This is a genomic window from Tardiphaga sp. 866_E4_N1_4 (assembly GCF_052076075.1).
Taxonomy (GTDB): Bacteria; Pseudomonadota; Alphaproteobacteria; order Rhizobiales; family Xanthobacteraceae; genus Tardiphaga; species Tardiphaga robiniae.
In genome coordinates this window covers 739,409-763,134 of sequence record NZ_CP197242.1, presented here as the reverse complement: position 1 = coordinate 763,134, position 23,726 = coordinate 739,409, and the positions used below count along the sequence as shown (strand labels likewise).

Genomic DNA, 23,726 nt, shown 5'->3' with positions numbered 1-23,726 from the left:
TTGAATGGATCGTTCAAATTGTACCGATCCACACGTGAGGCCCGTCATGGTTACCGGGACGTTTACCTCATTGAATCAGGTGCGGGGTTCCATGCACCAATCCGATGGTTCACGGTAACATCAAACTGTTTGCTCCGTGACAGGTGTGTCCGTCTCCAGCAGCGTATCAAGCATCTTGCGGCCCTTCGTGCTGGCCTGCATCAGAGGATCCGCCTTGAAGGTCGACTTCAGGAAGCTCGACACCGCGCGGATGCGCGGCACGAATTGCAGATCGTTATGGACGTTGATCCACAGCTCTCGCGTGGTGGACAGCTTGTCGTGCAGCACCGGGATCAGGTCAGGACGGCGCGCCGTCGCAAAACTCGGCAGCAGCACGAGCCCGATGCCGCCGGCCGCAGCGTTCATCTGCGCGCACATGCTGTTGGAATGGAACGAGACTGGCGGGCTCTTGATGATGTCATCGAGCCAGCGCACCGAGTCGAGCTGGATCTGGTCGTCGATATAGGTGACGAAGCAGTGCTCCGTGAGCTCGGATGCGTTCTTGGGCATGCCATGTGCGTCCAGGTAACTCTGCGACGCATAGAGCCCAAGTTGGAAGCAGCCGATACGCTCCGAGACCATGCCCTGACCGGTCGGGCGGAAGAAGCTCAGAAACAGATCGGCCTCGCGCCGGTTCACCGAGACGCTCTGCGGTGATGTCAGCAATTCGACGGTCAGGTCCGGATGCTGTTTTCGCAATTCGACGAAGCGGTAGGCGAGGTAGAGCGAGGCGATGCCTTCCATCGTGGCGAGACGGACCCGGCCGGCCATACGGCTGCCGCCGCATTGCACGTCTTCCCGCATGGCAATCACCGCGCTCTCGATGCGTTCGGCGTGGCAGAGCAGGCGGTCGCCGGTCTCGTTGACCTTCAATCCCGACGGCAGTCGCTCGAACAGCGCCACGCCCAGCGTGCTCTCCAGATGCGCGATGCGGCGGCTGATGGTGGATTGATCGACCCGGAGGCGCTTGGCCGCACTGCCAAGGCTGCCGCCGCGCGCCGCGTGAATGAAGACCTTGAGGTCATCCCAATCGAGCGATTTGAAATTGTCCATCCGAGAGTAACAGCAAGAGCTGTGCCAGTGCGCGTCGCTGGGACGCCATGTCGCGGTGGAAAAGCCAGTCTGCAAGGCCCTTTGCAGGATTGTCTATACCCCGTGCGATCCGAAGCAACCTAGCCTGACGGGAACAAAGAACGATCCGTCTCTCTCGCTTTGCGGACGCAGCGCTGCCGGTATTTCAGGTTCAGCGAGTGACCACGAATGAGGCTCCTGCGATGATCTCGCAGGCACCACGAGAGTCGCGACGGCATCCCGTTCCAGAAACTCAACTTCGCCGGGGCTAATCCCCATTGCGGCTCACCAGCCAATGGCGGCGGTGATCGAACCAAAAGGGTGTGTCATGCAGTTTGACCGTCGACAGCTTTTGCTTGGGGGAGTCGGCACTGCCGCCGGCCTCATGCTTCCAGGCAGCGCGTTCGCACAATCGCCAGCGACGATCGGCACATTCCCGGAAGGCGTCACGGCGGACTCGGTGTTCGTCGGTCTGACCATCCCGCTCACCGGCGTGTTCTCAGGTGACGGCGGCGATCTCAAGCTCGGCTATGAACTGGCCATCGCGCAGATCAATGCCGGCGGCGATATCGCGCAGAAGTGGGGCCTCAAAGGCAAGGGCGTGCTCGGGCGTCAGATCCGCTACAAGGTCTCCGACACCGAGGGGAAACCCAACCTCGACGTGCAGAGCGCCACCCAGTTCATCCAGCGCGACAAGGCGATCATGGTGTCGGGCTCGGTATCGAGCGCCAGCGCGATTGCACTCGAAGAACTCGGGTCGCGCGAGAAGGTGCTGTACATGGTCGGCATCGCCGGCTCCAACGACATCACCGGCAAGAACTGCCAGCGCTACGGTTTCCGCTCGCAGCAGAACGCCTACATGGCCGCCAAGGCGATGGCGCCGGTCGTCGCCAAGGCGCTCGGCAAGAACGTGAAGTCCGCCTTCCTCGTGCCCGACTACACCTATGGCCACACCGTCTATGACAGCTTCGCCAAATTCTCGGCCGAGCAGGGCTGGAAGCAGGTCGCCAAGGAGGTCGTGCCGCTCGGCACCACCGACTATTCGTCGGCGCTCCTGAACATCGCCAACAGCGGCGCAGATGTGTTCGTCAACATCGCCTTCGGCGGCGACGCCGTTGCGTCGACCAAGCAGGCCGAGCAGTTCGGCGTGCTGAAGCGCATGAAGCTTGTGGTGCCGAACCTGTCCTCGTTCCAGGACAAGGAGCTCGGTGCCGAGCTGATGCAGGGCGTCTATGGCAGCTGCGATTTCTGGTGGGGCCTGCAGGACACCTATCCGCTCGCCAAGACCTTCGTCGAAAGCTTCGTGGCGCAGAACAAGTACTATCCGCGCTGGGGCGCGCATATCGGCTACATGCAGACCTATCTGTGGGCGATGTCGGTGGAGCGCGCCGGCACGTTCAATCCGGTCGATGTGATCAAGGCGATGGAGAGCTCCAAGGCGCAGCCTTACGAGACGACCATCGGCAAGGTCTATTTCCGTGCCGAAGATCATCAGATGGTGCGGCCGATCCCGATCCTGCGCGGCAAGAAGCCGTCCGAGATGAAGAACAAGGAAGACTTCTACGAGATCGTCGATATTGCGGATGGCGAGAGCGTGATGAACGCGCCGGACTTCTTCGGCTGCAAGCTCGGCCCCTACACCTAAGGATCACCATGCCAAGCTGGCCCGTCCTCATCTCCCAGGCCTTCAATGGCCTGGCCCTCGGCACGCTGCTGGCGCTGGTCAGTAGTGGTTTGACGATCATCCTGGGCACGCTTGGCGTCCTCAATTTCGCTCACGGCGCGCTGTTCGCCGTGGGTGCCTATGCCGCTTTCGTCCTGCTGCAATACACCTCGTCTTTCGTGCTCGCGATCGTCGTTGGCTGCGGCTTCATGCTGGTGCTCGGCTTCTTGCTGGAACGCATCATCATCCGTTATTTCTACGACCGGCCGCATGAGGATCAGATCCTCGTCACCTACGGTGTCGGGATCGTGCTCGTCGAATGCGTGCGTGCAGCCTTCGGCGGCAATGCGCAGCGTGTGCCGGTGCCGTCCTGGGGGCAGGGCGCGACCCAGATGGGCTTCCTGATCTATCCGACTTATCGCCTGCAACTGATCGCCATCATCGCCGGGCTGCTGCTCAGTCTCTATCTCGTGCTCTATCGCACCTCGATGGGCCTTGTGGTTCGCGCCGGCATCGAAAATCCCGGCATGGTCGGCATCCTCGGCATCAATGTGCGCCGCGCCTTCCTGCTGGTCTTCGCCATCGGCGTTGTCGCCGTCGGTCTCGCCGGCATGCTCTATGCGCCGGTCGTGGCCGTGACGCCGGACATGGGCGCCAATTTCATGGCGCAGTCTTTCGTGGTCATCGTGCTCGGCGGCCTCGGCTCGTTCCCGGGCGCCGTCATCGGCGGCCTGATCGCGGGCGAGATCATCAGCCTGACCAGTGCTTTCAACTCGTCCTATTCGGAAGTGATGCTCTACGCGCTGATGGCGGTGCTGCTGATCATGCGCCCGCAAGGCCTGTTCGGTTCGGAAGACCGCGCATGATGCGTCCTCGTTCCGGCGGCTTGCGGGGCTGGCTTCCCGAACTCGCGGTGCTGTGCACGCTGATCGTGGCACCCATCGTGTTTCCGCATCTCGGTTTCTCGACCGATCTGCTGACACGTGTGTTGAACTGGGGCCTGATCGGCCTCGGCTTCGATATCCTGTTCGGCCTGACGGGCCTGCTGTCGTTCGGGCAGGCCGCGTTCTTCGGCGTCGGCGGTTTCGTCAGCGCCTATCTGCTGGTGTCCCACACCATTGATAGCGTCTGGCTGGCGCTGGCGATCGGCACCGTCGCAGCCGGCCTGTTTGGCCTCCTGGTCGGCTGGTTTGCCGTGCGCCGGGTCGGCATCTATTTCACGATGATCACGCTGGCCTTCGGCCAGATGGCCTATTTCATCGAGAACTCGCCGCTGTCGGACTACACTGGCGGTGAGAACGGTATTCCCGGCGTGCCGGTGCCCGTGCTTGGTTTCGGCGCCAATGCGATCCGCATCAGTGCGGGTATGCCGATGTATATCCTGTTCGCCGTGATCTTCTTTCTCGGTTATGTGCTGGCTCGCCGCATCGTCGGCTCGCCGGTCGGCGCGATCCTGCTGGCGATCAAGGAGAATACCGGCCGCGTCGCGATGCTTGGCCATAACGTGCCGGCCTACAAGCTGACGGCCTTCGTCATCGCCGCGCTCTATGCCGGATTGGCCGGCGGTCTGCTCGGCTCGTTCCAGAGCTATATGCCGCCGGATGCGTTCTCGCTGGAGACGTCGGGACAACTCGTAGTTCAGACCATCGTCGGCGGCGCCGGCACGCTGATCGGTCCGCTGGTCGGCGCGGCCGTCTGGCTGTGGCTGCGCGACAATCTGCAGCTCATTCCGGGCTTTGCGATCCTGTGGAAGCTGGTGCTCGGCATCGCCTTCATCATTCTGGTCATCGGGCTACGCCGTGGCATCTGCGGCGAGATCGCCCATTGGTGGCACGAACGCCGTAATCTGGCTGCCGCACGGGCGGCCGAGGCTAAAACCGAAGCCATCGAGGCGCATAATATCGACGTCGCCACCAAACCCGTCGTGCCGCTCAAGGAGGTCAGGCTGACCCTTGCCGAGCCCATGACAGGTGATAGCGACATTGCACTCGAAGCCCGATCTCTGGCGCGGCACTATGGTGGCCTCAAAGCCGTCGATGGCGTCTCCTTCAAGGTCCGCCGCGGCTCGATCCATGCGGTGATCGGCCCGAATGGAGCCGGCAAGAGCACGCTGTTCAAGATGCTGCTCGACGAAGTCAGCCCGTCCTCCGGCGAAGTCCTGCTGTTCGGCGAGAAGGTCACGGGCGTCGGCGTCAGCCGCGCGGCGCAGCTGGGCATCGCCAAGAGCAACCAGCTCAATCAGCTGTTTCCCAACCTGTCGGTGCGCAAGAATCTGCGGATCGCGGCGCTGGCACGCCGTCGCGGCCCGATGCGCTTCGATCTGTTGCGCAGCGCCGGCAGCATTCCCGACGTCGAGGAGCAGATCGCCTCGATCCTCGGCCTGCTCAATCTCGTCGAACGCGCCGACACGCCGGCGCATATTCTGGCCTACGGCGAAAAGCGCCGGCTCGAAATCGGGATGGCGCTGGCGACCAGCCCGAATGTGCTGCTGCTGGACGAGCCGCTGGCCGGCATGAGCCCGGCAGAACGCATCGCGACTTGCGCCTTCATTCGCGATATCGGGCGCTCGCGAACCGTGGTCATCGTCGAGCACGATCTCGACGCCATCTTCGAACTCGCCGAGCGCATCACCGTGCTCTATGAGGGCCGGCTGCTGGCGGATGGCACCGCCGACGAGATCCGGCGCAATCCGGCCGTGCAGGACGCCTATCTGGGAGGGCTGCACGCGCATGAGCCTGCTTGAAGTCGACAAGATCAATACGCTGTATGGCGATTCCCACGTGCTGTTCGACCTGTCGATCCGGGTCGAGCAGGGCGAGGTGGTCGCGCTGCTCGGCCGCAACGGCGCCGGCAAGACCACGACGCTGCGCTCGATCATGGGTGTGCTGTCGCCGCGCAGCGGCCATATCCGTCTCGATGGCAAATCAATCGAGGGCCTGCCGCCCTCGGCGATCGCCGGCATGGGCGTTCAACTGGTGCCGGAAGAGCGCGCCATTTTCGGCGGCCTGACGGTCGAGGAAAACCTGCGCATTGCCGCGCTGACGGCACCGAATGCGTGGTCCTACGATCGCATCTACGACGTGTTTCCGCGCCTCAAGGAGCGCCGCAAATCGGCCGGACGCACGCTGTCGGGCGGCGAGCAGCAGATGCTGGCGATTGCCCGCGCGTTGATCCGTGATGCACGCATCATCCTGCTGGACGAGCCGTTCGAGGGCCTGGCGCCGCTGATCGTGCGTGATCTCGTCGAGGTCTCACGCAATCTCGCCGCTGAGGGCCGCACCATGATTGTGGTTGAGCAGAACGTTGCGGCGGCATTGAGTTTCGCCAACCGCGTTTATGGGCTCAATAACGGCCACGTGGTGTTCGAAGGCACGCCTGCGGACCTCAACGCCAGCCCAGACCTAATGCGGGACTTCCTCGGCGTCGGAATGTGATTCCCGGGACGTAATCCCGGAGACAATGGCCCCGGGCAACGTGATTCCCTAGATTTCGATCGGCACCGCGAGGCGCCCGATCAGGAGCGCCACCTCATCGAGGTGATCACTGTCATGCGCCTCGACGGCTTCGGCGAGCCGGGTGACGCATTCGTCATCACTGATAAAGGGCAGGGAGTTGAGGTCGGTCGGAAGCGCGCGGTCGGTGTGCGTGGCTGGCATCGGTCACCTCGTTCGATTCGGAACTTGTTCAACGTCGCAACGGGCAGTCTTGCGGTGCAATAAGACTAAATAGCGACACGGTTGGAAAGATTATTCTTCGCCCGCATGCGACATGGGCCCGGCGAGAACGGGTCAAGCATCAAGAAAATCCCGTAACATGAGACTTTTTCGGAGTTTTCCCCGATTGGCGGCCTCTATGGGAAGAGGTGCATTTCCTGCTTTCCAAGCGCGGATCGCTTTGTTATACGCTGCGGCCTGCGAACAAGCTTCGCACGTTCCCTGGTAGCTCAGCGGTAGAGCATTCGACTGTTAATCGAATGGTCGCTGGTTCGAATCCAGCCCGGGGAGCCAAACATCCTTCCGCAAAAATGGCTGCCAGAAACCGCGCTCGGGACCGCCTCGATAGCGCGTTGGCTGCTGTGTTTTTACGAACCTTGCATCCCGCTGTGCGCTGCCGTAATTCCTGCAAAAGGAACTTCCAGCCGTTTGCAAGGGATTGCTCATGTCCGACTTTTCGACCGCACGCCAGAAGATGGTTGATGGTCAGGTGCGTCCCAGCGACGTCACCGATTTGCGCATCATTGATGCCATGCTCGCCGTGCCGCGCGAGGAGTTCGTTCCTGCCAGCCAGCGCGCCATGGCCTATCTGGACCTCGACCTGGAAGTCGCCCCGAATCGCTTTCTGATCAAGCCGGTGGTGCTGGCGCGGATGCTGCAGGCCTCCGACGTAAAGGCGACCGACAAGGTTCTGGTGGTTGGTTGCCCCACGGGCTATGCGGCCGCCGTGATCGCCCAATTTGCCGGGCAGGTCACCAGCGCGGCCGGCATGGCGGCTGATGGCGATGCCGCGAACGGCCCCTATGATCTGATCGTTCTGGCCGGCGCGACGGAAGTCGTCCCGACCGGGCTTTACAAGCAGCTGGCCCCCGATGGTCAGCTAGTGGGCGTATTCGCCCTGACCAAGCCCGCCCGCGCCGTGATCGTGACCCATTCCCACGAGGATTTTGGCTCCCGCCCGCTGTTCGATGCTACCGCACCGGTCCTGCCGGGCATGGAAAAGCTCCCGGCATTCGTTTTCTAGGGCTGACTGTCCGCCTTATCGGGCATCGGGGCACCGCTAATATCGCCAGCGGTAATTACAAGTGTGGCTTGGATGTCCCATTCGCCAAGTTTTCACTGTCAAGTTTCCACGAGAGGTTCCGTCTCGCCAATGCGCGGAATATGGTGAGTGGAGACTCGCTAACGGACATCATCTGTTCGGTCGCCATAAGTGTGCGCCCGGATCAGTGAACGGCATGAATGGATTACCAAGAATGGGCGGCGTAAAAGCTCTCACCGGTGCTGCAGCTGCGGCCCTTTTGCTGGCATTTGCCGGAGCGTCACCCGTTCTGGCTGACACGATCGAAGCGGCGTTGGTTCGCGCTTATCAGAACAATCCTCAATTGAATGCCCAGCGCGCTTCGGTGCGCGTCACTGACGAGAACGTGCCGCAGGCTTTGTCGGGTTATCGGCCGAGGGTCGCGATCACCGCGAGCGGCGGCTATCAGTACACGGACGCGGTCAACAGCATTGCAGGTACTGCGACCGCAATTCACGGCGTGCAGGTTCCCCGCGCCGTCGGCGCAACCATCACGCAGAATGTGTACAACGGCCAGCAGACGGCGAATCGCACACGCGCCGCCGAGGGACAGGTTTCCGCTGCGCGCGAAGGTCTGCGCGTACTCGAACAGTCAGTGATTCTCTCCGCCGCGACGATCTACATGGACTATCTGCGCGACTCGGCCGTGGTCGAGGTGCAGAAGAGCAACGTGCGCGTGCTCGAGCAGACGCTGAAGCAGACCCGCGATCGCTTCAATGTCGGCGAAGTCACCCGTACCGACGTGGCGCAGTCCGAAGCCCAGCTCGCTGCCGGCCGTACTCAGTTGCTGACCGCCGAGTCGAATCTCACCACCACGCGCTCGAACTTCCGCCGCATCATCGGCAACGAACCGAGCAACCTGCAGGCGGGTTCGCCCGTTGATCGCTTCCTTCCGAATACGCTGCCCGGCGCCGTCGATCTAGGCCTCGTCGAAAACCCCAACGTCACCGCGGCGATGTTCGGTATCGACGTCAGCTTCCTCAATGTGAAGGTCAACGAAGGCGCTCTGTTCCCGAGCGTGACTTTGCAGGCCAACATCCAGCAGGGTTGGGAACAGTCGATTTCGCAGCCGCGCGGTTTGACGGCATCAGGCATCGCGCAGGTGTCGATCCCGGTTTACCAGGGCGGCGCGGAATATTCGCTGATCCGGCAGTCCAAGGAAACGCTAGCCCAGCAGCGTCTAGCACTGGAACAGGTGCGCGATCAGACCCGCGCGAGCGTCGTGCAGGCCTGGGGGCAGTTGCTGGCGGGCAGGGCGCAGGTCTCGTCCGCACAGGCGCAGGTGCAGGCTTCGGAAATTGCACTGAACGGCGTTCGCGAAGAAGCCAAGGCCGGCCAGCGCACCACGCTCGACGTGTTGAACGCCCAGCAGGCGCTGGTGAACGCGCGCGTCGCGCTTGTCACCGCGCAGCATGATCGTGTGGTGGCATCATACTCGGTGCTTAACGCAGTCGGTCGTCTGTCACCGACGGTGATGAAGCTGAACACCAATGTGTATGACCCCAGCGTGCACTATCATCAGGTGCGCGATAGCTGGGTCGGCGTGCGTACGCCTGACGGGCGCTAACGCGCTCAGATATCACCTGATATCGTATCGAAAGGGCCGCTTGTGCGGCCCTTTGCTTGCAATCAATTTGTCCGATGACGTACCGTTTGCATTGCTGGCTTAGCGATTCGGAATGCCTTTCCTAATTCCTTGGGCATTTCCCGCGCGACAGTTGGTGGTCAGGCGTCGCTTGATCTTGGGGACAAGTCAGGCTTGCGCGCTGAATCGAACGGTCGTCAAAACGACAACCCGCAAATTCAGCCTCGTCTGGTGTAAAATATTGACGAGAGCGTTGATGATGCGGAGTCGGACATGACGCAACCTGCAAAGGTCCAGGAGCCCTCGATGGAGGAGATTCTGGCGTCGATCCGACGTATCATCGCCGACGACGAAGCGAAGCCGGCCGTCGCCGAAGTTGCTCCTCCCCCGCCGCCCAAGCCGGCTCCTGCAGCCAAGCCTGCTGCGATGACAGACATCCCGCCGTCGGCGATTCCTGCCGCGCAGGCTGCTGCCGCCCAAGCACCGCCGCCAGCCCCGAAGCCCGCGCCACCGCCGCCGGAGCCTGCTGCCTCCAACAGCCAGGACGACATCGACGCGATGTTGGCCAGTCTGGAAGCCGCGACCACCGAGGAAGAGGTGCGCCCGGCGCAGCCCGACGGTGATGTGTTCGAACTGACCGACGAGATGGTGGTCGCCGACCCCGAGCCGGAACCCGCATTCCAGCATGTCGAGCCGGATGACGACCTCGAATTCGCCGAAGCTGTCGCCGCCAGTAGCCAACGACCCGCACCGCGCTTCGACCCGCCGTCCTATGATCCGCCCCCGGTCGCACCGCAGCAGCAGATTCTGTCACACAGCACCGTGTCGTCCGTGGAGTCGGCCTTCAATGCGTTGGCAAATACGGTCCTGAGCAACAACGCGCGGACCCTTGAGGATCTCGTCAAGGAGATGCTGCGTCCGATGCTGAAGTCCTGGCTGGACGACAACCTGCCGGGCCTCGTCGAGCGCATCGTCAAGGCTGAGATCGAGCGCGTCTCACGCGGCGGCGGCCGCTAGGCCCGCGAGACAGGCAACGACGGCCTTTCGGGGCCTTCGTTTGGCCCTCCGGGATGGCTAAACAGCCCTATATGTTGACTTGAGCCGCGCTGGCGGGTTTCTAGCGCCATCGGCTTCCTGCGTTCGCCCCAGGCCTCAAAACCGTGGCCAAAAACCCCTGATTTGATTGAATTGTCATGATCGAAAAGACCTATCAGCCCGCCGATATCGAGACCCGCATCGCCGCTGCCTGGGAAGCCGAAGGCGCGTTCAAGGCGGGCCGCGCGGACCGGGTGGATGCCGAGCCCTATACGATCGTGATCCCGCCGCCGAACGTCACCGGCTCGCTGCATATGGGCCACGCCCTCAACAACACGCTGCAGGACGTGCTCTGTCGTTTCGAGCGCATGCGCGGCCGCGATGTGCTGTGGCAGCCCGGCACCGACCATGCTGGCATCGCGACCCAGATGGTGGTCGAGCGCCAGTTGATGGAGCGCCAGGAGCCCGGTCGTCGCGACATGGGCCGCGAGGCATTTCTCGAACGCGTCTGGAAGTGGAAGGCCGAGAGCGGCGGCGTCATCGTCAATCAGTTGAAGCGCCTCGGCGCCTCCTGCGACTGGTCGCGCGAGCGCTTCACCATGGACGAGGGCCTGTCCGAGGCCGTCATCAAGGTGTTCGTGCAGCTGCACCGCGAGGGCCTGATCTACAAGGACAAGCGCCTTGTGAACTGGGATCCGAAGCTGCTGACCGCGATTTCCGATCTCGAAGTCCAGCAGGTCGAGGTCAAGGGTAACCTCTGGCATCTGCGCTATCCGCTCGAAGGCAAGAGCTTCGATCCGGAAGATCCGACCTCGTTCATCACCGTTGCGACCACGCGTCCCGAGACGATGCTCGGCGACAGCGGCGTCGCCGTGAATCCGGATGACGAACGCTACACGCATCTGATCGGCAAGAACGTGGTTCTGCCGCTGGTCGGCCGCCTGATCCCGATCGTCGCAGATGAATATTCGGACCCGGAGAAGGGCTCCGGCGCGGTGAAGATCACGCCGGCGCACGACTTCAACGACTTCGAAGTCGGCAACCGCCACGGCCTTGCACGCATCAGCATCCTCGATATCGAAGGCAAGCTCGCACTCGCCGATAACGAGGACTATCTGCGCGGCTTGCCGGTCGCGGCGTCAGAGCTGGTCGAAGAATTGCACGGCATGGAGCGCTTCAAGGCGCGCAAGACCATCGTGCAGCGGCTGGAAGATTTCGGCTTCCTGGAGAAGATCGAGCCCAACACGCATATGGTGCCGCATGGCGACCGCTCCGGCGTCGTCATCGAGCCCTATCTGACCGACCAGTGGTATGTCGACGCCAAGACCATGGCGCAGCCGGCGATCGCCGCCGTGCGCACCGGCGCGACCGAGTTCGTGCCGAAGAACTGGGAAAAGACCTATTACGAGTGGATGGAGAACATCCAGCCATGGTGCATCTCGCGCCAGCTGTGGTGGGGCCATCAGATCCCGGCCTGGTACGGTCCGGACGGCAAGGTGTTCGTCGCCGAGACCGAGGAAGAAGCAGTCGGCAACGCACTCGGCTATTATGTCGAGCAGGAAGTGATCACGGAAGAGCAGGGCCACGATATGGCGCTCGATCCGGCGAAGCGCGAGGGCTTCATCACACGCGATGAAGACGTGCTCGACACCTGGTTCTCGTCAGCGCTGTGGCCGTTCTCGACGCTCGGCTGGCCGCAGAGCTCAGTCGATGTCGATCGCTACTATCCGACCAATGTGCTGGTGACCGGCTTCGACATCATCTTCTTCTGGGTCGCCCGGATGATGATGATGGGCATGCACTTCAAGAAGGATGTGCCGTTTCCGACCGTCTACATCCACGCCCTCGTCCGCGACGAGAAGGGCGCCAAGATGTCGAAGTCGAAGGGCAACGTCATCGATCCCCTGAACCTGATCGACCAGTACGGCGCCGATGCGCTGCGCTTCACGCTGGCTGCGATGGCCGCACAGGGCCGCGACATCAAGCTCGCGACCCAGCGCGTCGAGGGCTATCGCAATTTCGCGACCAAGCTCTGGAATGCCTGCCGCTTCGCCGAGATGAACGAGTGCGTGCTGCCGGCGGCTTTCGATCCGACCAAGGCCAAGGAAGTGCTCAACCGCTGGATCGCGCATGAGACCGTGAAGGCAACGCGCGAAGTCACCGAAGCCATCGAAGCCTATCGCTTCAACGATGCGGCGGGCGCGGCCTATCGCTTCGTCTGGAACGTGTATTGCGACTGGTATCTCGAACTCGCCAAGCCATTCATGATGGGCGAGGATGGTCCGGCCAAGACCGAAACCCGCGCGATGGTCGCTTGGGCCCGCGACGAAATCCTGAAGCTGCTGCATCCGTTCATGCCGTTCATCACGGAAGAACTCTGGGCCGTGACGGCGCCGCGCGACGGTCTGCTGGCGCTAGCGCCGTGGTCGCGCAAGGCGAGCCGCCTGACGCGCGAGCAGGAAGCGCTGATCATCGCGACCGCCGCGAGCGATCCGATCGTCGCACCGATCCTGATGGGCGATCCCGAACCGGTCGCCGATTTCAAGGATGACGCCGCCGAAGCCGAAATCGGCTGGGTCATCGATCTGGTGACAGAGGTTCGTTCGGTGCGTGCCGAGATGAACATCGTGCCGGCGACATTGACGCCACTCGTGCTGGCCGGTGCGTCTGCCGAAACTCAGGCCCGCGCCCAGCGCTGGAGCGACGTCGTGAAGCGCCTCGCGCGTCTCGGCGATATCTCGTTTGCCGATGTCGCGCCGCAAGGCGCCGTCCAGCTTCTGATCCGCGGTGAAGTCGCAGCGCTGCCGTTGAAGGGCGTGATTGATTTCGGCGCCGAGAAGACACGTCTCGACAAGGAATTGGTGAAAGCCGAAGCCGACATCAAGCGCGCCGACGCCAAGCTCTCCAACGAGAAATTCGTCGCCAACGCAGCGGAAGAGATCGTCGAGGAAGAGCGCGAGAAGCGCGAGGCAGCCGAGGCCCGCAAGGCCAAGACGCTGGAAGCGCTGGAGCGGTTGAAGAACGCGGTGTGATGCGCCGCAATTCCGCGACTGCCACAAGTCTCAATGTTCGTCATGGCCGGGCTTGTCCCGGCCATCCACGTCTTCCGTGCTAGTAGTGGCCAAGGCGTGGATACCCGGGACAAGCCCGGCCATGACAGCGCTATAATTACCTCGCAAACGGCTTGCTGAGATAACGCGAGCCTCTCACCCCGTATCGCCACGGCAATTCCACGGCCTTGGTGATGCCGATGCGGATGCCTGCGACAATGTCCGGCACTTCCGTCCTTGCGTGAATCGCAATCGGCGGCTTGTCCAAAGCCAGCCCGTTATGCGCGATGCTGATGCTGAGCGCCTGGCAGACCTTGCCAGGCCCGGAGCACAGCATACGCTCATCCTGTAGCCCGCGTCGCAGCTGCATCTCGCCAATCCCGAAGGTCGGCTGCAGGGCCCGGATCAGCACGGCGCTGGCCGCCCCCTCGGCCTCGCAGACGAAATTCACGCACCAGTGGATGCCGTAGGAGCGGTAGACATAGGCAAAGCCGGGCGGCCCGAACATGATCTGGTTGCGCGGCGTCTGCCCGTTGAAGGAGTGGGCCGCGGGCTCGGTGTGATGATAGGCCTCGACCTCGACGATCTCGCCACCGACGCCATCCACCAGGAGTGTCGCACCGATCAGTTCGGGGGCCACATCGTGCACGCTCCGCGCGAAAAAGCTGCGTTTGAGTGCCTTGCCGAGCTTTTGAGGGATTTGGTGAGGTTTTGGAGCCATTCTGCCTGCTATGTTACGATGCAGGGCCTGGCAAGGCGAGGGCGGGTTGCAGGACAGGGCCCGGCGGATTACCTAAGGCTTCACTCAGAACGGACAGTTCATGGTCGTCGTCCTCGATACCGTATCCACCACGCAGCTCCGCCCACGTCACCCTGAAAAAGTGAATCGGCCGGATTCGTTCTCGCCGCCGAAGCCGGACTGGATCCGGGTCCGTGCGCCGACCAGCCGTGGCTATGGCGACACCCGCAAGATCGTCAAGGAAAACGGTCTCGTTACCGTGTGCGAGGAAGCCGGCTGCCCGAATATTGGCGAGTGCTGGCAGAAGAAGCACGCCACCTTCATGATCATGGGTGACACCTGCACCCGCGCCTGTGCGTTCTGCAACGTCAAGACGGGCATGCCCAACGCGCTCGACGGCATGGAGCCCGAGCATGTCGCCGAAGCCGTGCGCAAGCTCGGCCTGCATCATGTGGTCATCACCTCGGTGGACCGCGACGATCTCGCCGATGGCGGCGCCGAACATTTTGCGCAGACGATTCGTGCGATCCGCGCGGCATGTCCCACGACCACCATCGAAATCCTGACGCCTGACTTCCTGCGCAAGCCGGGCGCCCTCGAAGTCGTTGTCGCGGCGAAGCCCGACGTGTTCAATCACAATCTCGAAACCGTGCCGTCGCGCTATCTGACGGTGCGACCGGGCGCGCGTTATTTCCATTCGCTGCGCCTGCTGCAGAAGGTCAAGGAACTCGACCCGACCATCTTCACCAAGTCCGGCATCATGGTCGGCCTCGGCGAGGAGCGCCCTGAAGTGTTGCAGGTTATGGACGACATGCGCTCGGCCGATATCGACTTCCTGACCATCGGCCAGTATCTGCAGCCGACGCGCAAGCATCACGTGGTGTCGCGCTATGTCACCCCCGATGAATTCAGCGGCTATGAGAAAGTCGCCTACACCAAGGGCTTCCTGATGGTGTCGGCGAGCCCGCTGACGCGCTCGTCGCATCATGCCGGCGAGGATTTTGCCAAGCTGCAGGCTGCGCGCGCCGCTCTCGCGCGCTGAGAACGCGACGATGCCGAGATTTGCCAACAAGCGCCGCGTGCGCCACAGCGCCTCCCAGATGTTCGATCTGGTTGCTGATGTCGAGCGCTATCCGGAATTCGTGCCGTTGTGCAAGTCGTTGAAGATTCGCCAGCGCACGCCGCAGGAGAATGGCACCGAGGTCATCGTTACCGACATGACTGTGTCGTTCAAGCTGGTGCAGGAATCCTTCACCAGCCGCGTGACGCTGGATCGGCCGAACCTGAAGATCATGGTCGAATATCTGCGCGGCCCATTCAGCAATCTCGAAAATCGCTGGACCTTTGAGCCGAAGGCCGAAGGTCAGGAATGCGACGTCGGCTTCTTCATTGCCTATGAGTTCAAGAGCCGCATGTTGGCGATGCTGATGGGAACGATGTTCGACGCAGCATTCCAGCGCTTTGCCGTAGCCTTCGAGAAGCGCGCGGACGAAGTCTATCGTGTGCCGCGCGTCACGGGCGTTCCGTCTACTTCTTAGTCGTCGGCTTCTTCAACGGCGCGGTCGGCCGGCGACGCTTGACGGCAGTCCGTCGCGGCGAACGCGCCACGCGCGGGCGCGCCAGACTCGCTGCTTCGCGCTTCTTGGCCGGCGGCTGTGGCCCACGTGCCAATTCCATCAGCATCCGCAGAGCTTCAAGCACGGAGCGCTGACGCACCGCGCTACGGCCAATGGCGCCGAAACGGCATTCCTTGTTGACGATGCGACCGTCACGCGACGCAACGGCAAAATGCACGAGGCCGACCGGCTTGCCCGGCGTTGCGCCTCCGGGACCTGCGATGCCTGTGATCGACACTGCGAGGTCAACGTCGGCTTCTTCCAAAGCGCCGACCGCCATCTGGATCGCCGTCTCCTTGCTGACCGCACCAAAGCTGTCGAGCGTCGCAGTCTTGACGCCGAGCATCGCGTGTTTGGCGGCATTGGAATAGGTGACGAAGCCGCGATCGATCACGTCGGACGAGCCGGGAATTTCGGTCAGTGCGCCAGCGACGAGGCCGCCGGTGCAGGACTCAGCGGTCGCGATCGTCAGCTTGCGGCTGCGGCAGAGATCGAGCAGCGCGCGGGAGAGGGCTCGTGCGTCGCTCGCTGCCATGTCAGTCCATCCAGGGAAGGCGAATGGTAGCAGCCGCAGTCGCGGCGATACCTTCTTCACGGCCGGTGAAGCCGAGACGTTCGCTGGTGGTCGCCTTCACCGCGACGCGTGACAATGCCACACCGGAAATCTCGCTGATCTTGGCGCGCATCGCATCGCGCAGCGGACCGATTTTGGGTCGCTCGCAGATCAACGTCACTTCAAGATTGGCTATACGGCCGCCACGTGCGGTCACGCGCTCCACGGCGTATTTCAGGAACTTGTCGGACGCCGCGCCCTTCCATTTGTCATCACTCGGCGGGAAGTGCGAACCGATATCGCCGTCAGCCAGCGCGCCCAGGATCGCATCGACCAGCGCATGCAAGCCGACGTCGCCATCTGAGTGAGCAAGGAAGCCGCGCGTATGCGGCACACGGACGCCGCAGATCATCAGGTGATCGCCGTCGCCGAAGGCGTGCACGTCATAGCCCGTGCCCATGCGGATATCGCCGAGCGAGGCGGCGAGACGCGCTTCTTCACGAATGAAATCTTCGGGAGTCGTGAGCTTCATATTTGCAAGATCGCCTTCAAAGGTTGCCACGGTCAATCCCGCCCATTCGGCGAGCGCGGCATCGTCGGTGAAATCATCGCGGCCTTCCTTTGCAGCACGACGATGCGCTTCAAGGATGACATCAAAACGAAATGCCTGTGGCGTTTGCGCGCTGCGCAAGCGTGCACGGTCCGGCGTCGCTTCCACGTGTCCGGCCTCGTTGACCTGTTTGATCGTATCGGTAACGGCGACGCCGGGCACCGCAGCGCCAGTGATCTGTGCCGCGGCGATCGCACGCTCGATCAAAGCAGGGGTCACGAACGGGCGGGCTGCATCGTGAATCAACACGATGTCCGGCGCGTGATCTGCCAGTGCTTCCAGTCCGGCATGCACCGAAGCCTGACGCGTCGCACCGCCATTAGCAGGAACATGATACCTCAGATCGCTGACCGCCTCGTTGAAGATCGCGATGTCGTCGGGATTTGTAATCGGCTGGACCGCAAAGACCTGGGGATGGTTGCAGAACGGCTCCATAGCCCGCGAGATAACGCTGCGGCCTCCGATCATGCGATATTGCTTCGGTCCACCGGCGCCAGCGCGGAGGCCGCGGCCGGCGGCAACGATAATGGCGGCTGTCTTCAAACCGGCAGGATTAGGTGATTTTGTCATCAGGGTCAGGTGATTAAGGGGTAAGCGGTGATCGCACAGCCCTTAGCACGGCCGCGGGCAAAAACAGTATGATTACATTCTCGTGGCTGCATAAGAGTGCATTGCTGCACTGCACTTGCAAAATGAGCGCATCTGTCTAATGTGTAGGCATGACGGTTGACTGCACAACAAATGTGCGCATTATGCGCCCTATGCCCGCAATGCAGCGGACGAGAGAACGACGAGCAGGTCTGTGACCACCCCGGACTCAGTATACAGCAAGCCGTTACAAATCGGTGGCATCGAGATCGCCAACCGGGTCGTTTTGGCGCCGATGTCGGGTATCACCGATGCGCCATTCCGGCGGCTCACCGCCGAACTCGGAGCCGGCCTCGTCGTGTCAGAAATGACCGCCAGCGACGATCTCGTCAATGGTCGTCCCATGTCGGTATTGCGCTGCGAAGCGACAGGGATTGGCCCGCATGTGGTCCAACTGGCCGGCTGTGAGACCCACTGGATGGCGGAGGGGGCCCGTGTGGCCGAAGCCGCCGGCGCCGACATCATCGATATCAATATGGGCTGCCCGGCGCGGCATGTGACCGGTGGCCAGTCTGGCTCCGCGCTGATGCGCGACCTCGATCATGCGTTGAAGCTGATCGAGGCGACCATCGCTGCCGTGAAAGTGCCTGTGACTCTCAAGATGCGCCTGGGCTGGGACGATCGCATGCTGAACGCGCCTGAGCTTGCGCAGCGCGCAGAGCAGGCGGGTGTGCAGCTCATCACCGTGCACGGTCGCACGCGATGCCAGTTCTACAAGGGCGAGGCAGACTGGAGCGCCGTGCGCCCGGTGAAGGACGCCGTCAGCATTCCCGTCATCGTCAATGGTGACATCACCTCCTACGACAAGGCGGTGAGTGCTCTGAAGATGTCCGGCGCCGATGCCGTGATGATGGGTCGGGGCGCGCAGGGTATGCCGTGGCTGCCCGGCCAGATCGGCCGACGTCTTGAAACCGGCATCGCGGAAGCCGTGCCGTCGCTGCAGCAGCAACTCGCTTATATCTGCGCCCTATACGACGATGTGGTCCGTCACTACGGCCTGCGCATCGGCCTGCGTCACGCACGCAAGCATCTCGGCTGGGCGCTTGATGCGGCAGCGGCTACGAGCTGCGCGCCGACCGAGACCCTGAAGACCTGGCGACAGAAGATCCTTACATCCGAAGATCCCTCCGGTGTGCAGCGGTCTCTGAATGACGCTTTTGATGATTTCGCATGGAGTGCTGCCGCATGAACGCCGCAGAGCACCGTCGCCCTGTCCCGACCGACAGTGAGGCCATTCTCAACGCGCTACCTAATCCGGTGATCCTGATCGCGCCCGATGGCAAGATTGTCGACGCCAATATGGCTGCGGAATCCTTTTTCGAGATTTCTACGCAGTTCTTGCGCAGGCAGTCTCTGAAAGAACTGGTGCCATTCGGCAGTCCGCTGCTGGCGCTGATCGATCAGGTTCGCGCCGCCGGTTCGCCGGTGAACGAATACAAGGTGGATCTGGGCACACCGCGCATCGGCGGCGATCGTCAGGTCGATCTGCATGTCGCGCCGCTCACCGAGCGTCCCGGCCATATTGTGGTGATGCTGCAGGAACGCACCATTGCCGACAAGATGGACCGTCAGCTCACCCATCGCAGCGCTGCGCGTTCGGTGATCGCGCTGGCGGCCATGCTGGCGCATGAGATCAAGAATCCGCTGTCGGGCATTCGCGGAGCCGCTCAGCTACTTGAGCAGTCGGCATCGTCGGAAGACCGCATGCTGACACGCCTGATCATGGACGAAGCCGATCGCATCGTGACGCTGGTCGATCGCATGGAAGTGTTCGGCGACGACCGCCCGGTGGCGCGTGGCCCGGTCAACATTCACTCCGTCCTCGATCACGTGAAGCGCCTCGCGCAGTCCGGCTTCGCCCGCAACATCCGCTTCATCGAGGATTACGACCCGTCGCTGCCGCCGGTGCTGGCCAATCAGGACCAGCTCATTCAGGTGTTCCTGAATCTGGTGAAGAACGCCGCGGAAGCCATCGTCGATCTCGGCTCCGATGGCGAGATCCAGCTCACCACCGCGTTCCGGCCGGGCGTCCGCCTGTCTGTGCCGGGCAAGAAATCGCGCGTCTCGCTGCCGCTGGAATTCTGTGTCAAGGACAACGGCCCCGGCGTTCCCGAAGATCTGCTGCCCAACCTGTTCGATCCCTTCGTCACCACCAAACCGACCGGAAGCGGCCTGGGTCTTGCATTGGTAGCGAAGATTGTCGGCGATCACGGTGGGATCATCGAATGTGAATCTCAGCCACGAAAGACGACTTTTCGCGTGCTGCTGCCGATGTTCAACCCCGCCAAGAAATTGGACGACAAGACCCTTGATCCGAGCAGCGCCGATGCCCCCGCGGCACCGACGCACACCTCACAGACGTAAGACGAGGACTAACGATGGCTGCAGGTAGCATTCTGGTTGCGGACGATGATACGGCGATCCGCACCGTCCTCAATCAGGCGCTATCGCGCGCCGGATATGAGGTTCGCCTGACCGGGAACGCAGCCACGTTGTGGCGCTGGGTCAGCCAGGGCGAGGGCGACCTTGTGATCACCGACGTGGTGATGCCTGACGAAAACGCGTTCGATCTGCTGCCGCGTATCAAGAAGATGCGGCCCAATCTGCCGGTTATCGTGATGAGCGCGCAGAACACCTTCATGACCGCGATCCGCGCCTCCGAGCGCGGTGCCTATGAATATCTGCCGAAGCCGTTCGATCTGAAGGAATTGATCGCCATCGTCGGTCGCGCGCTGTCCGAGCCGAAGGAGCGTGTCGCAAGCCACGCCGATGACGGCGAGTTCGACTCGATCCCGCTGGTCGGCCGTTCGCCGGCGATGCAGGAAATCTACCGCGTCCTCGCCCGCCTGATGCAGACCGATCTGACGGTGATGATCTCCGGCGAGTCCGGCACCGGCAAGGAACTGGTGGCCCGCGCGCTGCACGACTACGGCAAGCGCCGCAATGGCCCGTTCGTTGCGGTCAACATGGCGGCGATCCCGCGCGACCTCATCGAGTCCGAACTGTTCGGCCACGAGCGCGGCGCCTTCACCGGCGCCAATGCCCGCGCCACCGGTCGCTTCGAGCAGGCTGAAGGCGGCACACTGTTCCTAGACGAAATCGGCGATATGCCGATGGAAGCCCAGACCCGTTTGCTGCGCGTGTTGCAGCAGGGCGAATACACGACGGTTGGCGGCCGCACGCCGATCAAGACCGACGTGCGTATCGTCGCCGCCTCCAACAAGGATCTACGCATCCTGATCCAGCAGGGCCTGTTCCGCGAGGATCTGTTTTTCCGCCTCAACGTCGTGCCATTGCGCCTGCCGCCGCTGCGCGAGCGCATCGAGGATCTGCCCGATCTGATCCGCCACTTCTTTGCACTCGCGGAGAAGGACGGCCTGCCGCCGAAGAAGCTCGACGCTTTGGCGCTCGAGCGCATGAAGCAGCATCGCTGGCCGGGCAATGTTCGCGAACTGGAAAACCTCGCGCGCCGTCTGGCAGCACTCTATCCGCAGGACGTCATTACCGGCTCGGTGATCGACGGCGAACTGGCGCCGCCCGCTGTGGCCTCGGGTGGTAGCGCGCCGACCGGCGTGGATAATCTCGGTGGTGCCGTCGAGGTCTATCTGTCCTCGCACTTCTCCGGCTTCCCGAACGGCGTGCCGCCGCCGGGCCTCTATCACCGCATTCTCCGCGAGATCGAGGTACCGCTGCTGACCGCAGCACTGGCCGCGACCCGTGGCAACCAGATTCGCGCTGCGGATCTGCTCGGCCTCAACCGCAACACGCTGCGGAAGAAGATTCGCGATCTCGATATCCAAGTCTATCGAACCGGCGGCTGATCCCGGCAGCGGGATCGAGCAATTCCAGGGTTTGAGACGCAAAAACAAACGAAAACGCAGGGTATGCGTTTTCGTTAGCTAGTCTGCGCCGTGGATTTGTCGTAATTGGGCAACATTGTTGTATGATTGCATCAGTGCGGTCCGGGCTGTCTCCGGCAGCCGCACGGCGTCCACGCTCACCACATTGTCGGAATGACCAGCGCAGACACGTCGGCTACAGCCTATGAACCGTCGATGGCGGAGCCGCGCAGGTGGACCCTGCGGCGGCTGTTCGTGCCATTGGCCGTTGGCTTGGCACTCCTGTCGTCATGCCTGACCTTCCTCGTTCTGAATGGCCTTACGCCGATCGCACCGACCCATCAGGTCGTCGTCACCTTTCTGCTGATCAATGCCGCCAGCGTCCTCCTGCTGGTCCTGATCATCGCGCGGGAGATCTGGAAGGTCGTCCAGGCGCGTCGCAGGGGCAGGGCGGCGGCCCGGCTGCATGTCCAGATCGTCAGCCTGTTCTCGGTGATCGCTGTGCTGCCGGCGGTGCTCGTCTCGATCGTCGCCAATGTGACCCTCGACCGCGGCCTCGACCGGCTGTTCTCCGGCCCGACCAAGGCGGTCATCAACAATTCGCTCGTGATTGCCAGCGCTTATCTGCACGAGCACGGCCAGTTGATTGGCGGTGATATCCTCGGTATGGCCGACGATCTCGCGCGCATCCAACCGCTTTTCTATCAGGACCGCGGTACGTTCCGTTCGTTGATGATGGCAAATGCAACCGCGCGCAATCTGCCGGGCGCCATGTTGATCGACAAGGATCGCAACGTCATCGAACCCGACCAGCCCGGCATCAAACAGGAATTCTCACCGCCGCCGGCAGACTTCCTCGTCAATGTCAGCGCGTCCGAGCCGGCCATCGCTGTGATCCCCGAGGGAAATTACGTCGCCGCCGTGATCCGATTGCGCGCGTTCGACAACATGTTCCTCTATGTCGCCCGCAAGCTCGATCCGCGCGTGGTCGCGCAGATGAACCAGAGCCAGGCCGGTGCGGCCGAATATGCCGAACTGGAATCGCGCAGGCTCGGCATTCAGGTCGCCTTCGCGCTGATGTTCACCGTGATCGCACTGACGGTGCTGATGTCCGCCGTGCTGATCGGACTGAATTTCGCCAACTGGCTGGTGGCGCCGATCCGCCGCCTGATGGGCGCTGCGAACATGGTCTCGACCGGTGATCTTCACGTCCAGGTGCCGGTGATCCAGTCGGAGGGCGATCTCGCCCATCTCGGCGAGACGTTCAACAAGATGACGCAGGAGCTGCGCACCCAGCGCGACGAACTGGTCAGCGCCAGCGACGTCATCGACAGTCGCCGCCGTTTCATCGAGGCCGTGTTGTCATCGGCCAGCGCCGGCATCATCGGCGTCGATGGCTCGAACATGATCGGCATTCTCAACCGCTCGGCCGAGAAGCTGGTCGGACATTCGGAGTCCGAGACGCTGGGCCACCCGCTGCACGAGATCATTCCCGAGCTCGATGAATTGATGCAGACCGCACGCGAGGGATCGCAGCGGCTGGTGCAGGGGCAGGTGACGATCACCCGCGACGGGCAGGAGCGCAATCTGTCGGTGCGCGTCAGCGCCGAACAGACCAGCCAGTCGCGCGACAGCTACATCATCACCCTCGACGACATCACCGAACTCGTCTCGGCACAGCGCACCTCGGCCTGGGCCGACGTGGCGCGCCGCATCGCGCATGAGATCAAAAATCCGCTGACGCCGATCCAGCTCTCCGCCGAGCGCATCAAGCGCAAGTTCGGCAAGGTGATCGTCGACGACAAGGCGATCTTCGAACAATGCACCGACACCATCGTCCGGCAGGTCGACGATATCCGGCGCATGGTCGACGAATTTTCGCGCTTTGCGCGCATGCCCAAGCCCGTGATCGAAGGTGAGGATGTCGCCGACACTGTGCGTCAGGCCGTATTCCTGATGCGGGTCGGTCACCCCGACCTCGACATCTCCGCCGAGATCAAGGAAGAGCCGATGCGCGCGCGGTTCGACCGCCGACTGATCTCGCAGGCGCTCACCAATATCATCAAGAATGCGACAGAGGCGATCGAGGCCGTGCCGCCAGAAGAACTCGGCAAAGGTCGTATTGATGTCACAGCGTCGCGCGAGAACGACATGATCTTGATCGACGTGATCGACAACGGCATCGGTCTGCCGACCGTCAACAGGTCGCGTTTGCTCGAACCCTATGTCACGACTCGCGAGAAGGGCACTGGCCTCGGCCTCGCGATCGTCGGCAAGGTGCTCGAGGATCATGGTGGAGGCATCGAACTTGGCGACGCATCGAGTGTACGTCCAGGACAGCGCGGTGCCTGGATGCGACTGCGGTTTTCTATCTCTGGTCAGAAGGCTGACGCGGACAAGAGTGAACCGGAAGCCCCGCCTGACGACGAACCGAAGATCAAAACTGCTACCGGCAACTGACAAGAATAAACGTGACCAGGATAT

19 protein-coding genes and 1 tRNA gene are annotated in these 23,726 nt (G+C 62.4%); 15 read left to right on the top strand and 5 right to left on the bottom strand.

Features of this window, described 5'->3' with window-relative positions; genetic code table 11:
• Window positions 1-120 precede the first annotated feature (120 nt).
• Window positions 121-1,092 (bottom strand): LysR family transcriptional regulator, encoded by a 972-nt coding sequence (locus AB8B20_RS03880; protein WP_439071747.1) that lies wholly within the window; start codon window positions 1,090-1,092, stop codon window positions 121-123.
• 346 nt (window positions 1,093-1,438) lie between these two features.
• On the opposite strand from AB8B20_RS03880, the gene AB8B20_RS03875 reads away from it, so the two are divergent.
• Genes AB8B20_RS03875 through AB8B20_RS03860 form a run of 4 tightly spaced genes read left to right on the top strand, consistent with a single transcriptional unit; the run spans window position 1,439 to window position 6,207 of the window.
• A complete protein-coding gene (locus AB8B20_RS03875; RefSeq protein WP_309949040.1) occupies window positions 1,439-2,755 on the top strand; it encodes an ABC transporter substrate-binding protein in 1,317 nt (438 codons plus the stop codon).
• An 8-nt stretch (window positions 2,756-2,763) separates the two neighbouring features.
• A complete protein-coding gene (locus AB8B20_RS03870; protein ID WP_439071746.1) occupies window positions 2,764-3,639 on the top strand; it encodes a branched-chain amino acid ABC transporter permease in 876 nt (291 codons plus the stop codon).
• The gene (locus tag AB8B20_RS03865) at window positions 3,636-5,516 is read left to right on the top strand and encodes a branched-chain amino acid ABC transporter ATP-binding protein/permease (RefSeq protein ID WP_439071745.1); all 1,881 of its coding nucleotides are present in this window, start codon (window positions 3,636-3,638) and stop codon (window positions 5,514-5,516) included. The genes AB8B20_RS03870 and AB8B20_RS03865 overlap by 4 nt, the downstream gene beginning before the upstream one ends.
• Entirely contained in the window at window positions 5,503-6,207 is a 705-nt protein-coding gene (locus tag AB8B20_RS03860; protein WP_093758551.1) for an ABC transporter ATP-binding protein, read from the top strand. Before AB8B20_RS03865 ends, AB8B20_RS03860 begins: the two co-directional genes overlap by 14 nt.
• 48 nt (window positions 6,208-6,255) lie before the next feature.
• Here AB8B20_RS03860 and AB8B20_RS03855 read toward each other — a convergent pair whose 3' ends face one another.
• Window positions 6,256-6,429 (bottom strand): hypothetical protein, encoded by a 174-nt coding sequence (locus AB8B20_RS03855; protein ID WP_170849674.1) that lies wholly within the window; start codon window positions 6,427-6,429, stop codon window positions 6,256-6,258.
• Between the two features lie 276 nt (window positions 6,430-6,705).
• Between AB8B20_RS03855 and AB8B20_RS03850 the strand changes: the two genes are divergently transcribed.
• The 5 genes from AB8B20_RS03850 (at window position 6,706) to AB8B20_RS03830 (ending at window position 13,219) form a co-directional block, all read left to right on the top strand.
• A tRNA-Asn gene (locus AB8B20_RS03850) sits at window positions 6,706-6,780 on the top strand.
• 151 nt (window positions 6,781-6,931) lie between these two features.
• Window positions 6,932-7,510 carry a protein-L-isoaspartate O-methyltransferase family protein gene (locus AB8B20_RS03845; RefSeq protein WP_439071744.1) on the top strand — a complete coding sequence of 193 codons (579 nt, stop codon included), beginning with the start codon at window positions 6,932-6,934 and terminating at the stop codon, window positions 7,508-7,510.
• A 232-nt stretch (window positions 7,511-7,742) separates the two neighbouring features.
• Window positions 7,743-9,134: a TolC family outer membrane protein gene (locus tag AB8B20_RS03840; RefSeq protein ID WP_093758553.1), complete on the top strand. Its 1,392-nt coding sequence runs from the start codon at window positions 7,743-7,745 to the stop codon at window positions 9,132-9,134.
• A 291-nt stretch (window positions 9,135-9,425) separates the two neighbouring features.
• Window positions 9,426-10,169: a PopZ family protein gene (locus AB8B20_RS03835; protein ID WP_439071743.1), complete on the top strand. Its 744-nt coding sequence runs from the start codon at window positions 9,426-9,428 to the stop codon at window positions 10,167-10,169.
• A gap of 176 nt (window positions 10,170-10,345) precedes the next feature.
• Window positions 10,346-13,219, top strand: a complete 2,874-nt coding sequence (locus AB8B20_RS03830; protein WP_439071742.1) for a valine--tRNA ligase — start codon at window positions 10,346-10,348, stop codon at window positions 13,217-13,219.
• A 136-nt stretch (window positions 13,220-13,355) separates the two neighbouring features.
• Here AB8B20_RS03830 and AB8B20_RS03825 read toward each other — a convergent pair whose 3' ends face one another.
• A complete protein-coding gene (locus AB8B20_RS03825) occupies window positions 13,356-13,958 on the bottom strand; it encodes a DNA-3-methyladenine glycosylase (protein ID WP_089264300.1) in 603 nt (200 codons plus the stop codon).
• A 100-nt stretch (window positions 13,959-14,058) separates the two neighbouring features.
• On the opposite strand from AB8B20_RS03825, the gene lipA reads away from it, so the two are divergent.
• On the top strand, window positions 14,059-15,018 hold the full coding sequence (lipA, locus tag AB8B20_RS03820; protein WP_184516693.1) for a lipoyl synthase: 960 nt from the start codon (window positions 14,059-14,061) through the stop codon (window positions 15,016-15,018).
• 10 nt (window positions 15,019-15,028) lie between these two features.
• Complete coding sequence (locus tag AB8B20_RS03815; protein ID WP_439071741.1) at window positions 15,029-15,514, top strand: type II toxin-antitoxin system RatA family toxin; 486 nt, start codon at window positions 15,029-15,031, stop codon at window positions 15,512-15,514.
• Here the strand turns inward: AB8B20_RS03815 and AB8B20_RS03810 are convergent.
• Window positions 15,504-16,127, bottom strand: coding sequence for a CinA family protein (locus tag AB8B20_RS03810; protein ID WP_093758557.1), 624 nt, complete (start codon window positions 16,125-16,127; stop codon window positions 15,504-15,506). The two genes, AB8B20_RS03815 and AB8B20_RS03810, sit on opposite strands and share 11 nt — an antisense overlap.
• Before the next feature lies 1 nt (window position 16,128).
• Window positions 16,129-17,325 (bottom strand): bifunctional 2-C-methyl-D-erythritol 4-phosphate cytidylyltransferase/2-C-methyl-D-erythritol 2,4-cyclodiphosphate synthase, encoded by a 1,197-nt coding sequence (locus AB8B20_RS03805; RefSeq protein WP_184516691.1) that lies wholly within the window; start codon window positions 17,323-17,325, stop codon window positions 16,129-16,131.
• Window positions 17,326-17,557: 232 nt separating this feature from the next.
• Between AB8B20_RS03805 and dusB the strand changes: the two genes are divergently transcribed.
• The 4 genes from dusB (at window position 17,558) to AB8B20_RS03785 (ending at window position 23,702) form a co-directional block, all read left to right on the top strand.
• Entirely contained in the window at window positions 17,558-18,592 is a 1,035-nt protein-coding gene (dusB, locus tag AB8B20_RS03800; protein WP_283805448.1) for a tRNA dihydrouridine synthase DusB, read from the top strand.
• Complete coding sequence (locus AB8B20_RS03795; RefSeq protein ID WP_231080673.1) at window positions 18,589-19,767, top strand: two-component system sensor histidine kinase NtrB; 1,179 nt, start codon at window positions 18,589-18,591, stop codon at window positions 19,765-19,767. The genes dusB and AB8B20_RS03795 overlap by 4 nt, the downstream gene beginning before the upstream one ends.
• Window positions 19,768-19,781: 14 nt before the next feature.
• Window positions 19,782-21,224 (top strand): nitrogen regulation protein NR(I), encoded by a 1,443-nt coding sequence (gene ntrC, locus AB8B20_RS03790; RefSeq protein ID WP_068731842.1) that lies wholly within the window; start codon window positions 19,782-19,784, stop codon window positions 21,222-21,224.
• 192 nt (window positions 21,225-21,416) lie between these two features.
• Window positions 21,417-23,702 (top strand): sensor histidine kinase NtrY-like, encoded by a 2,286-nt coding sequence (locus AB8B20_RS03785; protein WP_184516689.1) that lies wholly within the window; start codon window positions 21,417-21,419, stop codon window positions 23,700-23,702.
• Window positions 23,703-23,726 lie beyond the last annotated feature (24 nt).

Coding starts and splice junctions, on each gene's coding strand:
- AB8B20_RS03880 (WP_439071747.1), bottom strand. CDS start 1,092: ATGGACAATTTCAAATCGCTCGATTGGGATGACCTCAAGGTCTTCATT.
- AB8B20_RS03875 (WP_309949040.1), top strand. CDS start 1,439: ATGCAGTTTGACCGTCGACAGCTTTTGCTTGGGGGAGTCGGCACTGCC.
- AB8B20_RS03870 (WP_439071746.1), top strand. CDS start 2,764: ATGCCAAGCTGGCCCGTCCTCATCTCCCAGGCCTTCAATGGCCTGGCC.
- AB8B20_RS03865 (WP_439071745.1), top strand. CDS start 3,636: ATGATGCGTCCTCGTTCCGGCGGCTTGCGGGGCTGGCTTCCCGAACTC.
- AB8B20_RS03860 (WP_093758551.1), top strand. CDS start 5,503: ATGAGCCTGCTTGAAGTCGACAAGATCAATACGCTGTATGGCGATTCC.
- AB8B20_RS03855 (WP_170849674.1), bottom strand. CDS start 6,429: ATGCCAGCCACGCACACCGACCGCGCGCTTCCGACCGACCTCAACTCC.
- AB8B20_RS03845 (WP_439071744.1), top strand. CDS start 6,932: ATGTCCGACTTTTCGACCGCACGCCAGAAGATGGTTGATGGTCAGGTG.
- AB8B20_RS03840 (WP_093758553.1), top strand. CDS start 7,743: ATGGGCGGCGTAAAAGCTCTCACCGGTGCTGCAGCTGCGGCCCTTTTG.
- AB8B20_RS03835 (WP_439071743.1), top strand. CDS start 9,426: ATGACGCAACCTGCAAAGGTCCAGGAGCCCTCGATGGAGGAGATTCTG.
- AB8B20_RS03830 (WP_439071742.1), top strand. CDS start 10,346: ATGATCGAAAAGACCTATCAGCCCGCCGATATCGAGACCCGCATCGCC.
- AB8B20_RS03825 (WP_089264300.1), bottom strand. CDS start 13,958: ATGGCTCCAAAACCTCACCAAATCCCTCAAAAGCTCGGCAAGGCACTC.
- lipA (WP_184516693.1), top strand. CDS start 14,059: ATGGTCGTCGTCCTCGATACCGTATCCACCACGCAGCTCCGCCCACGT.
- AB8B20_RS03815 (WP_439071741.1), top strand. CDS start 15,029: ATGCCGAGATTTGCCAACAAGCGCCGCGTGCGCCACAGCGCCTCCCAG.
- AB8B20_RS03810 (WP_093758557.1), bottom strand. CDS start 16,127: ATGGCAGCGAGCGACGCACGAGCCCTCTCCCGCGCGCTGCTCGATCTC.
- AB8B20_RS03805 (WP_184516691.1), bottom strand. CDS start 17,325: ATGACAAAATCACCTAATCCTGCCGGTTTGAAGACAGCCGCCATTATC.
- AB8B20_RS03795 (WP_231080673.1), top strand. CDS start 18,589: ATGAACGCCGCAGAGCACCGTCGCCCTGTCCCGACCGACAGTGAGGCC.
- ntrC (WP_068731842.1), top strand. CDS start 19,782: ATGGCTGCAGGTAGCATTCTGGTTGCGGACGATGATACGGCGATCCGC.
- AB8B20_RS03785 (WP_184516689.1), top strand. CDS start 21,417: ATGACCAGCGCAGACACGTCGGCTACAGCCTATGAACCGTCGATGGCG.